A 12,957-nucleotide genomic window follows, 5' to 3' on the forward strand; every position below is an offset into this window, starting at 1 on the left:
TGACTGGGCACCCGACCGCCAATGCAGGGCCACCCTCCCCTGGAGGGGGAGGGTCGATCGCACGCGCAGCGGGAGAGCGGGGTGGGGCGATCTCTCCACAGACGCCGGTGCCAGAGGAGAGATCACCCCACCCCGTCTCACATTCCGCTTCGCTCATGCGAGACGACCCTCCCCCTCCAGGGGAGGGTGGCAGCGGAACGTCCCGCGGAAGACCTTCCGTGGCGTGGGTTAGAACGTGCGGATGATCCTGAAATCCAGCCCGTCGGCGGCGGCGAGATGCATCGCCATTCCGGCGCGGCCTTGGCGGATGGCAACCTCGCCACGGGCACCGGAATAGACGATGTTGCGGCCGGCGGCGGCCAGCGGATGCAGGGACAGCGAACCGGCCCGCTCCGCGGCGGCCTTCAGGAAGCGCAGACCTTCATAGTTCGACTGACCGACCGAGCCGACCGGCGGCGCATCGACGCCGAACATCGCGGTGTACAGGCTCATGAACTCGTCATTGGCGCGGGAGCCGATGCAGTTGAAATAGCCCGAGGCGGAATACAGGTTCTCGGTGTTGTCGGCGCCGATGCCGAGCAGCACGGTCTCATCGACGGCGCCGGCCAGGCGCAGGGTGGTCGCGGCGAGGCCGGACTCGCCGAAAGCGCGGTTGAAGGTGATGCTGTCGGTGCCGATCAACGAGATCAACACAACGTCGGGCCTGGTGGCGCGAATGCGCGCCAGATGCGCCTCGTGATCATCATGGCCGACCGGGACGAACTCCTCGCCGACGACATGGCCGCCGGCCTCGCCGATATAGATCTTGGTCTGGAGGTGCGATTGCCACGGCCAGACATAGTCGCTGCCGATCAGATACCAGCGCTTGGCGCCCTTGTTCTCGGCCAGCCAGTGAATGGCGGGGCGGGTCTGGCTGTGCGGCGTCTCGCCGATCGCCATCACCCCCGGCGTGCGTTCGCCGCCTTCATAGACCGGGGTGTAGACGTAAGGAATGCGGCCGCGGGTCAGCCGGCGCAGCGCCAGCCTGACGGCGCTGATATGCGAGCCCATCACGACGTCGATGTCGTCGAAGTCGAGCGCGTCCCTGGCGCGCGCAGCGACGTCCTCGACCGCCCCGCCGGAGTCGTAGAACGACAATTCGATCTCGCGGCCGAGAATGCCGCCGCGGCGGTTGATCTCGGACACCGCGAGCAGCGCGCTGTTGGTCGCCGCCGGGCCCCAGATGCCGGGTGAGCCGGAGAAGGTGAGAAAGTTGCCGATGCGCAGCCGGTTGCGCGCGCCGCGCCGTTCGGCGCGGTCAGGATCGAAGGGAGCGAGGAACGGAACGGCGCCCCGCCGGGGCGGGCTCCTGAACAGCAGGGATGGCGGCAGGCCGGGGCGCCCGGCCGTGACAGATCCTGTCGAGAGCACACCCACTCCTTGGCCCGCACCGTGGTTGGCCCACTGTGGGCCGGCGGTCATACGCCGTCAAAATCAGCACAGGTTCGACAAATATCCTATTCGAAAATGTTGAATGTTCAAGAATTGGGATGCATATAGATCGGGCAGCAACTGCCGGACAATCATTCAATTCGGGACCCGCAAGCGAAGTTCACCGTGGCCAAATCGCCCCATCCCAACACCCCCCTCACCGAACACCTCGCCTACCTGCTCGCGCAAGCCAACCGGGAGATCAACCGGCAGTTGGAGACACGCCTAAGCACGGAGGGCGTGCCCGTCGAGCAATGGCGCATCCTCAAGGTGCTCTCCGACGGCGAAGGGCATTCGATGGGTGATCTCGCCGAGGCGGTGCTGCTGAACCATCCGACCCTGACCAAGATGATCGACCGCATGGTGTCGGACTCCTTGGTCTACCGCCGCCAGGACGCCCATGACCGCCGCAAGGTGCTGATGTTCATCAGCGACCGCGGCAAGGCGCTGTGCAAGCGGCTGAACTCGCTCGCCGCCAGCCAGGAGGCGCATATCCTGGAGAATTACGGCGACAAGGCCACCGGCGAGCTGAAGCGGCTGCTGGAGAACCTGATCGACGCGGCGAGCTGACGGCACTCTGCTCGGCAGGCATTCAAGACCAAGCTCCATCCTCCCCGTCGCTGCGCGCTGCGCTCGCAATGACGCGGAGTTCGGAGCGGTCTCGCGGCGCATCAAAGAGACTTGATCCCTGTTCGCCGACTTGCCTGCGGCAAATGTATCGGCTTGCCCGGCAACGCCGGGATAGACGCAAGACGAATCCTCCCTCATCCTGCTCCATCACGATCGCGACGAACGGGCCGCACAGAGCCCGCGCGCGACCACCGGCTGGACCATGTCCGGCCGGACGAGGACACGACACAGGGAGGACAGGCCATGACGGGCATTCATCTGCTCGATCGCGCCATCGGCAGCGATTATCCGACATTCGCCAGCACCGCTGACATCCGCGCCTTCGAGCAGACGCCGTACAGCGAACGCATCGCCGCACAGAGCACCTACGAGGCCCTCAAATGCGGGGCTTCCGCCAATCCTGACGCGCCGGCGATCCAGTTCCTGCCAAATGCCGATCCGGCCGACACGCCGGTCGTGATCACCTATCGCGATTTCATCGCGAAGGTGACGCAGGCCGCCAATATGTTTCATGCGCTCGGCGTCGGCCCCAATGACGTCGTCAGCTTCATGCTGCCCTTGGTGCCGGAAGCTTTCATCACGCTGTTCGGCGCCGAGGCCGCTGGCATCGCCAACCCGGTCAACCCGCTGCTGGAGCCGCACCAGATCGCCGAGATCCTGGAGGCCGCCAAGACCAAGGTGCTGGTGGCGCTCGGTCCCCTGCCCGGCACCGACATCTGGCAGAAGGTCGAGAAGGTGCGCGGCAGCCTCACGCACCTCAAGGCGATCGTGCAGGTGTATGGCGGCGGCGGTGATCCGGCGAACGGCATCCACGCCTTCAACGACCTGATCAAGCCGCAGCCCGCGGATCACCTCGTCAGTGGCCGGCAGATCAAGGCCAGCGACACCGCGGCCTATTTCCACACCGGCGGCACCACGGGCACGCCGAAGCTGGTGCGACACAGCCATGGCAACCAGGTCTACCAGGCCTGGGCGATCAACCTCGTGCTGAAAGCCAAGCCCGGCGGCACCTTGCTGTTCGGCATGCCGCTGTTCCACGTCGGCGGCTCGCTGACGCAGGCGCTGCAGACTTTTTCGGCGGGCGGCAGCCTCGTCGTGCTCTCCGGCGCCGGCTGGCGCAATCCGAATGCGGTGCGCAACATCTGGAGCCTGGTCGCCCGCTACAGGCCGGAGACGCTGTCGAGCGTGCCGACGGTGCTGGCGGCAACGCTCGCCGTGCCGCCAGGCGCAGCCGACATCTCCAGCCTGCGCTATGCCGCGGGCGGCGGCTCGGCCATTCCGGTCGCGGTCGGGCAGGCGATCATGGACAAGCTCAAGCTGCCGGTGGTCGAGGTCTACGGCATGACCGAGACCGCGAGCGTGCACACCATGGCCTATCCGGACCAGCCGATCCGGCTCGGCTCAGTCGGCCTGCCCTTGCCTTACGCGCAGGTGCGCATCGTCAAGCTCGATGCCGACGGGCGTTATGAACGCGACTGCGCCGTGGACGAGATCGGCGTCGTCATCATGGCCGGCCCCGGCGTGTTCTCCGGCTATCTCGACGCCGCGCATAACAAGGGTGCCTTCATCGACGGCCATTGGGTCAATTCCGGCGATCTCGGCCGGCTCGATGCCGACGGCTTCCTCTGGATCACCGGCCGCGCCAAGGACCTGGTGATCCGCGGCGGCCACAACATCGATCCCGCGCCGGTCGAGGAGATCCTGTTCCAGCATCCGGCCGTCGGCTTCGCCGCGGTGGTCGGCCAGCCCGACGCCTATGCCGGCGAGCTGCCGATCGGCTACGTCCAGCTCAAGCCGGGCGCGGCCGTGCAGCCGGGCGAGTTGGAGGATTGGGTGCGCGCCCGCACGCCGGAGCGCGCCGCGGTGCCGGTGCAGATCATCCCGATCGATCCGATGCCGGTGACCGGCGTCGGCAAGGTGTTCAAGCCGCAGCTGCGCTGGGACGCGGCGACGCGCGTGTTCACGAAGGTGCTGTCGCAACTGACCGATCGCGGCATCGACTGCACCGTCAAGGTCGGCGCCCATGGCAGCCATGGCAGCATCGCCACGGTCACCCTGCGCAACGTGCCGGCGGAGAGCCGCGAGGCGATCGCGAACGAGGTGCACACCCTGCTCGCGCCGTTCGTGATCCGGCACGAGGTGGTGCAGGAGTGAACGACCTGGGTCGCTGTCCTCGCAACCACTCGGGCGGCTGGAGAAGCCGCCCTCTTCTCCGATCTGTTCGGAAAATCCAGCTTCCTGTTTCCGGATCACGCCCTATTTCGGGGACGACGGCTTCAGCGACAGCCCGAGCGGCTGGGTGGCGCCCCTGCCGAGCGCGACCTGACGCAGCAGTTCCGGCCGGTCGGAGATGATGCCGTCGACCCCAATGTCCATCAGCCGCCCCATGTCCTGCGGACGGTTGACGGTCCAGACGATCACGCTCAACCCCAGCGCATGCGCCTCGGCGATCAGCTCCGGCGTCACTTCGGTGAAATAGGGCGACCAGACCTTGCCGCCGGCCGCCTTGACGGTCCGCGGCAACGAGCCGCCATGATCGGCGGGGTTGAATCCCGCGGTCCAGCGGGTCGCCGCGGTCAGCGACACCGTGGGCGTCTCGCCGCTCTGCCGGGACAGATACACGGTCGGGATGTCCGGCGCACGCTGCTGCACCAGCTGCAGGGTCCGCCAGTCGAACGACTGGATCATGACGCGGCCAGCGAAATGCTCCGCCTGGATCAGGCCGAGCAGCAGCGTCACGAAGCGCTCCGGGTTCGGCGACTCGGCGGGAAACGCCGGATCGAGCTTGGTCTCGATGTTGAGACGGACATGCTCGTCTCCCGAGCTCCGCACGAAATCGATCACCTCTTTCAGCGTCGGAATGCGCGGCGGCGCGACGCCGGGGCCGTGCAGCGCGCGCTGCTCGGAGAACTGCTTGGCGTACTCACTGCCGGGTCGGATCTGGCCGATATCGTAGGACTGCACCTCGGCGAGCGGCAGCGCGTTCAACAGCGGCCCGGGCGGCGCAACATAGTCGCCGGCCGCATCGCGGGCGAGATCGGGGTTGAGCCGCCGCTCATGCGAGACGACGAGCACGCCGTCGCGGGTCACACCGACGTCGAGCTCGAGCGTATCGACATGAAGGTCCAGCGCCCTGCTGAACGCCTGCAGCGTGTTCTCCGGATGCAAGCCGCGACCGCCGCGATGCGCCTGGATATCGAACGCGGTTGCGGGGCTGGCGAGACCCAGGAACAGCAGGCTGAAAACAAGAGAGGTTTGCGACATCGGGGCAGACTATCATACCCTGTCAGACCCCGCGGGCCATTTCGCTTGTCTCGGCAATTCTTCTGAATTAGGCCTTTCGGCAGCGGCCGGGCGGGACACCGGCCGGCGAGACCATGGGAGGACAGGTTTGGGCAGCCAGAACCGGCTCACCGCGGCGGCTGCCGGCCCGCTTCGTCCCCACCGCTCCCTTTCAGCGTCCAACGGATCACGCGTATGACCGACCTTCCCGTAATCATCGCCGGCGGCGGCATCGGCGGCCTCGCAACCGCGCTGACCCTGCAGCAGATCGGCGTGCCCTGCGTCGTCTATGAGAGCGTGCGCGAGATGCGGCCGCTCGGGGTCGGCATCAACCTGCAGCCCAACGCAGTGCGCGAGCTGTACGATCTCGGCATCGGGGCCGGTGATCTCGACCAGGTCGGCGTCCCCGCCAAGGAATGGGCGCTGGTCGGGCTGAACGGCAACGACATCTATTCCGAGCCGCGCGGCCTGCTCGCCGGCTACGACTGGCCGCAATATGCCGTGCATCGCGGCAAGCTGCACATGCTGCTGTACAGCCGGCTGGTGGAGCGCGCGGGGGCTCAGACCGTGCGGCTTGGCAGCCGCGTCACGGGCTATCAGAAGAATGCGGACGGCTCGGTCACGGCCCATATCGAGCATACCGATGGATCGGCATCGGAGGCCCGCGGGCGGCTGCTGATCGGCGCCGACGGCATCCATTCGGCGATCCGCGCCCAGATGCATCCGACGCAGCCGCCGATCCATTGGGGCGGCGCGGTGATGTGGCGCGGCGTCACCTGGGCCAAGCCGATGCGCACCGGTGCGTCCTTCGTCGGGCTCGGCACCCATCGCCACCGCGTCGTGGTCTATCCGATCTCGCATCCCGATCCGAACACCGGGCTGGCGCTGATCAACTGGATCGCGGAAGTCACGATGGACAACAGCGAGGGCTGGAAGCAGACCGGCTGGTTCCGCCAGGTGCCGGTGAGCGAGTTCGCGCATCATTTCGCCGGCTGGACCTATGACTGGCTGGACGTGCCCGCGCTGATCGCCGGCGCCGACGGCGCCTATGAGAACCCGATGATCGACCGCGATCCGGTGCCGACCTGGGTCGACGACCCGGTGGCGCTGATGGGCGACGCCGCGCATGCGATGTACCCGACCGGCTCCAACGGGGCCAGCCAGGCCATCGTCGATGCCCGCGTGCTCGGCGCATCACTGCTGGCACATGGCGTCACGCCTGCGGCGCTGTCAGCCTATGACGAGAAACTCTGCGGCCCGATCTCGCAGGTCATCCTGCGCAACCGCGGTGCCGGCCCGTTCGGCCTGCTCAACCTGGTCGACGAGCGCTGCGGCGGCACGTTCAGCAATATCGACGACGTGATCCCGCCGGCCGAGCGCGAGGCCTTCATGGCCGGCTACAAGAAGGCCGCAGGCTTTGCCATCGAACAGCTGAACACGGCGCCGCGCACGATTGCGGACGGCGCACGAGTCGACGCGGCAAAGGCGGCCTAATTGGCGAAGGCGGCCTAACGCAGCCCATCCCGCAACTGTCGTCCCGGGCAAGCCCTGCGACGCGCAGCGTGGCGGGGCGCCGACCCACGACCCCATACTCCCAGGCAGCAGTGCGGCGCAACGCTGGAGCTACCGGCGTGCCTCAGCACATCGTCCTGTGGTGATGGGCCCTGCGTCCGCAGGGACGACACTGTTAGTTTGGCAAACAGCTCCACCAACAACGTCACTGCGAGCGAAGCGAAGCAATCCAGAGTCGTGGGCGGGACTCTGGATTGCTTCGCTGCCGCTCGCAATGACGATGGAGAATGCTGCGGCCGCGCTTACGCGTAGCGGCCGTGGCAGTGCTTGTACTTCTTGCCGGAGCCGCAGGGGCAGTCCTCGTTGCGGCCGACCTTGCCCCAGGTCGAGGGGTCGTTCGGATTGCGCGCTTCGGCGGGGACCGGGGCGGCGCCGGAGGACGGCACCAGGGAGACGTTGGCAAAGGCCATCTCGTCCTCGCCGGTGGTCGGGTTGGCGTGATGCGCCTGCATCGGCGGCAGCACCGGCTGCTGCTCCTCGGGCGGCACGATCTCGACCCGCATCAGTTGCGCAGTGACCGCCTCGCGCAAATGCGCGATCATCGCCTCGAACAGCGTGAAGGCTTCCGACTTGTACTCCTGCAGCGGGTCGCGCTGGCCATAGCCGCGCAGGCCGATCACCTGGCGCAGATGGTCGAGCATGACCAGATGCTCGCGCCAGAGATGATCGAGCGTCTGCAGCAGGATCGTCTTTTCGACGTAGCGCATCACGTCCGGGCCCCACTGCCCGACCTTGGCGGCCATGCGCTCGTCGGCATGGGTCTCGATGCGCTTGAGCAGCTCCTCGTCGGCGATGCCTTCTTCCTTGGCCCATTCGTCGACCGGCAGCTCGATGTCGAGCACGCGCTTCAGCTCCTCCTTCAGCCCGGCCACGTCCCACTGCTCGGCATAGGCATGCTCGGGCACGTGCTTGCTGACGAGGTCGTCGATGAAGGCGTGGCGCATGTCGGCGATGGTCTCGGCGACGCTCTCGTCCTGCATCAGCTCGACGCGCTGGTCGAAGATCACCTTGCGCTGGTCGTTCTGGACGTTGTCGAACTTCAGGAGGTTCTTGCGGATGTCGAAGTTGCGCGCCTCGACCTTCTGCTGAGCCTTCTCCAGCGCCTTGTTGATCCACGGATGGATGATGGCCTCGCCTTCCTTCAGGCCGAGCCGGGTCAGCATGCTGTCGAGCCGGTCGGAGCCGAAGATCCGCATCAGATCGTCTTCCAGGGACAGGAAGAACTTCGAGCGGCCGGGATCGCCCTGGCGGCCGGAACGGCCGCGCAGCTGGTTGTCGATGCGGCGGGATTCGTGGCGCTCGGAGCCGATGATGTAGAGGCCGCCCGGCTTGACCACCGTCTTGGCCGGCTTGGAGCCCTTGGCCGGCTCGATCTCGACCGTCTCCTCGGCCTTCAGCACGATCTCGCGGAAGCGTGCGATGTCGGCCTTGATCTGCTCGATCTTGGCGGCCTTCTCCGTCTCGTCGGTGATCCCGGCCGTCTCCTGCTGGATGCGCATCTCCAAGGAGCCGCCGAGCTTGATGTCGGTGCCGCGTCCCGCCATGTTGGTCGCGATCGTGATCGCGCCGGGCACGCCGGCTTCGGCCACGATATAGGCCTCCTGCTCGTGGAAGCGCGCATTCAGCACCGCAAACAGCTTCGCCGGCTTGCCGGCGCGGGCCGCCGCATAGAGCTTGTCGAGCGCACGTTCGCTGCCGAAATCGATCTGCTTGTAGCCGTGCTGCTTGAGATAGGCGGCCAGCACTTCCGACTTCTCGATCGATGCGGTGCCGACCAGCACCGGCTGCAGGCGGGAATTCGCACGCTCGATCTCGGCCAGGATGGCGGCGTATTTCTCCTGCTGGGTGCGGTAGACCTCGTCGTCCTCGTCGAGGCGCGCGACCGGCAGGTTGGTCGGGATCTCCACGACCTCGAGCTTGTAGATGTCGAACAGCTCGTCCGCCTCGGTGGCGGCCGTGCCGGTCATGCCGGCGAGCTTCTCGTACATGCGGAAATAGTTCTGGAAGGTGATCGAGGCCAGCGTCTGGTTCTCCGGCTGGACCTGGACGTGCTCCTTGGCCTCGAGCGCCTGGTGGAGGCCCTCCGAATAGCGCCGGCCCGGCATCATGCGGCCAGTGAACTCATCGATGATCACGACCTCACCGTCGCGGACGATATAGTCCTTGTCGCGGGTGAACAGCGTGTGGGCGCGCAGCGCCTGGTTGATGTGGTGGACGACGGAGACGTTCTCGACGTCGTAGAGCGACTCGCCCTTGAGCTGACCGGCGTCGCGCAGCAGGGTCTCGATCTTCTCCATGCCGGCTTCGGTCAAGGTCACCGTGCGCTGCTTCTCGTCGACATCGTAGTCGGACTTGTCGAGCTTCGGCACGAAGGTGTCGATGGTGTTGTAGAAGTCAGAGCGGTCGTCGAGCGGACCGGAGATGATCAGCGGCGTGCGCGCCTCGTCGATCAGGATGGAGTCGACCTCGTCGACGATGGCGAAATAGTGCCCGCGCTGGACCATGTCCTCCAGCCGGTACTTCATGTTGTCGCGCAGATAGTCGAAGCCGTATTCGTTGTTGGTGCCGTAGGTGATGTCGCAGGCATAGGCCAACTTGCGCTCGGCATCGTCGAGGCCGTGGACGATCACGCCGGTGGTCAGGCCGAGGAAGCCGTAGATCTGGCTCATCCAGCCGGCGTCGCGGCGGGCGAGGTAATCATTCACCGTCACGACGTGGACGCCCTTGCCGGCCAGCGCGTTGAGGTAGACGGCGAGGGTGGCCACCAGCGTCTTGCCTTCACCGGTCTTCATCTCGGCGATGTCGCCCTCGTGCAGCACCATGCCGCCGATCAGCTGGACGTCGAAATGGCGCTGGCCGAGGGTGCGCTTGGAGGCCTCGCGGACGGTGGCGAAGGCCGGGACCAGGATGTCGTCGAGCGTCTTGCCCTCGGCGAGCTGCGCCTTGAACTCCGCGGTGCGCGCCTTCAGCTGCTCGTCGGTCAGCTTGGCGAGCTCCGGCTCCAGCGCGTTGATGGCGTTGACACGGGCCTGGTAACCCTTGACGCGACGGTCATTGGCGGAGCCGAAAAGCTTACGGGCGAGCGCGCCGATCATTGCTGAAATCCTGCCTCTATGGGTCTGCGTTGCAGCCGTAACTCATGCTTTGGGTTTGCTGTTCCCGACGTGATGCACCGCAGCACCCGCGCCAGGCTCGAACGTCGGCGCCGGGGGGCGGCCGTCAGATGAGTGGGAGACGAGCAAACCAGGGTTCAACGGCCAAAAACGCAGCAAAATAAGCGCTATCGCCCTTGCAGCGATCGGGGAGAGATATGGCTGGGGGGGAACGTTGTCAACGGCGCCCGACACCGGGACATCAGCCCCAAACCTGTCGCCGATTTCACGAAATTGACAGACTTTTCGCGTTGCCAAGGCATCGCGATTGGGCGAGTGTCCCCGCCGCCCTGAGGCCACGCCCCTGGAGCCCCCTCTTCCAAGACAAGGATTTTCCATGACCACGTCGTTCCCGGTTACGAAAACCGGCCTGCGCTTCGGCCTTGCCACCGCTCTCGCCGGCAGTCTCGCATTGTCCCTGCTGGTCGCCCCGGCACGCGCGGCTGACGATGCCAACCCGGTGCTGGCCAAGGTGAACGGCGCCGAAATCCGCAAGAGCGACGTGACGCTCGCCGAGGAGGAGCTCGGGCCGAGCCTCGCGCAGATGGATCCGGCGACCAAGGACGACAACGTGCTGTCGTTCCTGATCGACATGAAGCTCGTCGCCAAGGCGGCCGAGGACAAGAAGGTTGCCGACAGCGAGGAGTTCAAGAAGCGCCTTGCCTTCACCCGCAACCGCCTGCTGATGGACAGCCTGCTCGCCAGCGAGGGCAAGGCCGCGACCACGCCGGACGCGATGAAGAAGGTCTATGAGGAGGCCTCCAAGCAGATCGGCGGCGAGCAGGAAGTGCATGCCCGCCACATCCTGGTCGAGACCGAGGACGAGGCCAAGGCCGTCAAGGCCGAACTCGCCAAGGGCGGCGACTTCGCCGAACTCGCCAAGAAAAAGTCCAAGGACCCCGGCGCCTCCGATGGCGGCGATCTCGGCTTCTTCACCAAGGAGCAGATGGTGCCGGAATTCGCCAACGTGGCATTCGCGCTGGAGCCGGGCAAGATCTCGGACCCGGTGAAGACCCAGTTCGGCTGGCACATCATCAAGGTCGAGGAAAAGCGCAACCGCAAGCCGCCGGAGTTCGACCAGGTCAAGAGCCAGATCGAGACCTATGTCACCCGCAAGGCCCAGGCCGACTATGTCAGCAAGCTGCGCGAGGCCGCCAAGATCGAGCGTCTGGACAAGCCGGCCGCCGAGGCCGCCAAGCCGGCAGACGCGAAGCCGGCCGAGCCGGCGAAGAAGTAAGCGGCGAGGCCGCTTGGCTTGAGGCGCGACACGCTGTCGTCGCGTCAGGGTCGTCACCTTCGCGTCACAAAAGGTGTCGTCCCGACTAAAGCCTGCCGCCACCCTCCCCTGGAGGGGGAGGGTCGCAACGAGCGAAGCGAGATGCGAGGCGGGGTGGGGTGATCTCTCCATGCGCGCCGGTGCCCGTGGCCTCACCCCACCCCGGCGCGTATCGCTATCGCGACACGCGCCGACCCTCCCCCTCCAGGGGAGGGTGACACTGAGTTTGCCGCAGCGACGTTGGCAGCTGTTGACGTGGCAACATCCACTCCCCCAACGACAAGCGAGATGATACAGAGCGCTTCCCGCTCATTCCCTGTCGGAAGCCTCTCGATGTCCTCAGCCGTCTCCCCGCTCGCCCCGACCGACGTCCCCGACATGCCGGCGCTTGCCGGCGTCAGGCTCGCCACCGCCGCGGCCGGCATCCGCTACAAGAACCGCACCGACGTGCTGCTGGCGCTGCTGGATCCCGGCACCACCGTCGCGGGCGTGTTCACCAAATCCAAATGCCCGTCGGCGCCGGTCGAATGGTGCCGCGCCAAATTGAAGGGCGGCAAGGCGCGCGCGCTGGTCGTCAATTCCGGCAATGCCAATGCCTTCACCGGCAAGACCGGCAAGCAGTCGACGGCGCTGACCGCGGCGATCGCCGCCAAGGCGGTCGGCTGCAAGCAGGACGAGATCTTCCTCGCTTCGACCGGCGTGATCGGCGAGCCGCTGGATGCCACCAAATTCGACGGCGTGCTCGAAGGTCTCGCCGGGACCGCTGACGCGGAGGACTGGATGGGCGCCGCGCGCGCCATCATGACCACCGACACGTTCCCGAAAGTCGCGACCGCCACCGTCAAGCTCGGCAAGGCCAAGGTGACGATCAACGGCATGGCCAAGGGCGCCGGCATGATCGCGCCTGATATGGCGACGATGCTGTCCTTCATCTTCACCGACGCGCCGATCACGGCGCCCGCGCTGCAGGCGCTGCTCAAGGCCGGCGTCGAGGACACCTTCAACGCCGTGACGATCGACGGCGATACCTCGACCTCCGACACGCTGCTTGCCTTCGCCACCGGCGCCGCCGCCGCCAAGGGCGCACCGAAGATCAGCCGCATCAGCGATCCCAACGCCAAGGCCTTCGTGAAGGCGTTCAACGCCGTGCTGGCCGATCTCGCCGAGCAGGTGGCGCGTGACGGCGAGGGCGCGCGCAAGCTGGTCGAGATCATCGTCGAAGGCGCCAAGACCAAGCAGTCGGCGCGCAGGATCGCGATGTCGATCGCCAACTCGCCGCTGGTGAAGACCGCGATCGCCGGCGAGGACGCCAATTGGGGCCGCGTCGTGATGGCCGTAGGCAAGGCCGGCGAGCCGGCCGATCGCGACAAGCTGTCGATCTCGTTCAACGGCATCCGCGTGGCGTCGAAGGGCGCGCGCGATCCGTCCTATGACGAGACGGAAGTGTCGAATGCGATGAAGGCGCAGACCATTCAGATCAAGGTCGCGCTCGGCCTCGGCAAGGGCCGCGACCGCGTGCTGACCTGCGACCTGACCAAGGAGTATGTCGCGATCAACGGCGACTACCGCTCGTAG

General features: G+C 66.5%; 8 protein-coding genes. 5 read left to right on the forward strand and 3 right to left on the reverse strand.

Features of this window, described 5'->3' with window-relative positions; translation table 11 throughout:
- Nucleotides 1-228: 228 nt before the first annotated feature.
- Nucleotides 229-1,410, reverse strand: coding sequence for a substrate-binding domain-containing protein (locus BBTA_RS35480; protein WP_012047321.1), 1,182 nt, complete (start codon nt 1,408-1,410; stop codon nt 229-231).
- 186 nt (nt 1,411-1,596) lie between these two features.
- Between BBTA_RS35480 and BBTA_RS35485 the strand changes: the two genes are divergently transcribed.
- On the forward strand, nt 1,597-2,040 hold the full coding sequence (locus tag BBTA_RS35485; protein ID WP_012047322.1) for a MarR family winged helix-turn-helix transcriptional regulator: 444 nt from the start codon (nt 1,597-1,599) through the stop codon (nt 2,038-2,040).
- Nucleotides 2,041-2,343: 303 nt separating this feature from the next.
- Nucleotides 2,344-4,254 (forward strand): acyl-CoA synthetase, encoded by a 1,911-nt coding sequence (locus BBTA_RS35490; protein ID WP_012047323.1) that lies wholly within the window; start codon nt 2,344-2,346, stop codon nt 4,252-4,254.
- A gap of 102 nt (nt 4,255-4,356) precedes the next feature.
- Here the strand turns inward: BBTA_RS35490 and BBTA_RS35495 are convergent, their stop codons facing one another.
- Nucleotides 4,357-5,364 carry a glycerophosphodiester phosphodiesterase gene (locus tag BBTA_RS35495; RefSeq protein WP_012047324.1) on the reverse strand — a complete coding sequence of 336 codons (1,008 nt, stop codon included), beginning with the start codon at nt 5,362-5,364 and terminating at the stop codon, nt 4,357-4,359.
- A 213-nt stretch (nt 5,365-5,577) separates the two neighbouring features.
- On the opposite strand from BBTA_RS35495, the gene BBTA_RS35500 reads away from it, so the two are divergent.
- A complete protein-coding gene (locus BBTA_RS35500) occupies nt 5,578-6,876 on the forward strand; it encodes a flavin-dependent oxidoreductase (protein ID WP_012047325.1) in 1,299 nt (432 codons plus the stop codon).
- Between the two features lie 320 nt (nt 6,877-7,196).
- On the opposite strand, the gene secA is transcribed toward BBTA_RS35500, so the two are convergent.
- Nucleotides 7,197-10,049 carry a preprotein translocase subunit SecA gene (secA, locus tag BBTA_RS35505; RefSeq protein ID WP_012047326.1) on the reverse strand — a complete coding sequence of 951 codons (2,853 nt, stop codon included), beginning with the start codon at nt 10,047-10,049 and terminating at the stop codon, nt 7,197-7,199.
- Nucleotides 10,050-10,443: 394 nt separating this feature from the next.
- Here secA and BBTA_RS35510 point away from each other — a divergent pair, with 394 nt between their 5' ends.
- Nucleotides 10,444-11,343, forward strand: coding sequence for a peptidylprolyl isomerase (locus BBTA_RS35510; RefSeq protein WP_085972659.1), 900 nt, complete (start codon nt 10,444-10,446; stop codon nt 11,341-11,343).
- Between the two features lie 372 nt (nt 11,344-11,715).
- Nucleotides 11,716-12,957: a bifunctional glutamate N-acetyltransferase/amino-acid acetyltransferase ArgJ gene (gene argJ / locus BBTA_RS35515; protein WP_012047328.1), complete on the forward strand. Its 1,242-nt coding sequence runs from the start codon at nt 11,716-11,718 to the stop codon at nt 12,955-12,957.

The sequence above is a fragment of the Bradyrhizobium sp. BTAi1 genome (genome assembly GCF_000015165.1).
In the GTDB taxonomy this organism is placed as follows: Bacteria; Pseudomonadota; Alphaproteobacteria; order Rhizobiales; family Xanthobacteraceae; genus Bradyrhizobium; species Bradyrhizobium denitrificans.

Coding starts and splice junctions, on each gene's coding strand:
- BBTA_RS35500 (WP_012047325.1), top strand. CDS start 5,578: ATGACCGACCTTCCCGTAATCATCGCCGGCGGCGGCATCGGCGGCCTC.
- BBTA_RS35495 (WP_012047324.1), bottom strand. CDS start 5,364: ATGTCGCAAACCTCTCTTGTTTTCAGCCTGCTGTTCCTGGGTCTCGCC.
- BBTA_RS35490 (WP_012047323.1), top strand. CDS start 2,344: ATGACGGGCATTCATCTGCTCGATCGCGCCATCGGCAGCGATTATCCG.
- secA (WP_012047326.1), bottom strand. CDS start 10,049: ATGATCGGCGCGCTCGCCCGTAAGCTTTTCGGCTCCGCCAATGACCGT.
- argJ (WP_012047328.1), top strand. CDS start 11,716: ATGTCCTCAGCCGTCTCCCCGCTCGCCCCGACCGACGTCCCCGACATG.
- BBTA_RS35510 (WP_085972659.1), top strand. CDS start 10,444: ATGACCACGTCGTTCCCGGTTACGAAAACCGGCCTGCGCTTCGGCCTT.